The organism is Arthrobacter gyeryongensis, from assembly GCF_039543785.1.
Lineage (GTDB): Bacteria > Actinomycetota > Actinomycetes > Actinomycetales > Micrococcaceae > Arthrobacter > Arthrobacter gyeryongensis.
On record NZ_BAABKK010000053.1, the window covers coordinates 1 to 540 of the forward strand.

The following is a 540-nucleotide window of genomic DNA, read 5'->3' on the forward strand; positions in this document are numbered from 1 at the left end:
ATGGGCTTTGCTTCCACACACCCCCCACCCAGCCATGCGGCCGGACAGGAAGCGATAATGGTGCTCCTTAGAAAGGAGGTGATCCAGCCGCACCTTCCGGTACGGCTACCTTGTTACGACTTAGTCCCAATCGCCGGTCCCACCTTCGACGGCTCCCCCCACAAGGGTTAGGCCACCGGCTTCGGGTGTTACCAACTTTCGTGACTTGACGGGCGGTGTGTACAAGGCCCGGGAACGTATTCACCGCAGCGTTGCTGATCTGCGATTACTAGCGACTCCGACTTCATGGGGTCGAGTTGCAGACCCCAATCCGAACTGAGACCGGCTTTTTGGGATTAGCTCCACCTCACAGTATCGCAACCCTTTGTACCGGCCATTGTAGCATGCGTGAAGCCCAAGACATAAGGGGCATGATGATTTGACGTCGTCCCCACCTTCCTCCGAGTTGACCCCGGCAGTCTCCTATGAGTCCCCGCCATCACGCGCTGGCAACATAGAACGAGGGTTGCGCTCGTTGCGGGACTTAACCCAACATCTCAC

At 57.8% G+C, this 540-nt stretch carries 1 rRNA gene; it reads right to left on the minus strand.

The window, feature by feature from the left end:
• Positions 1 to 71 precede the first annotated feature (71 nt).
• A 16S ribosomal RNA gene (locus tag ABEA18_RS24560) occupies positions 72 to 540 on the minus strand; the annotation flags it as partial.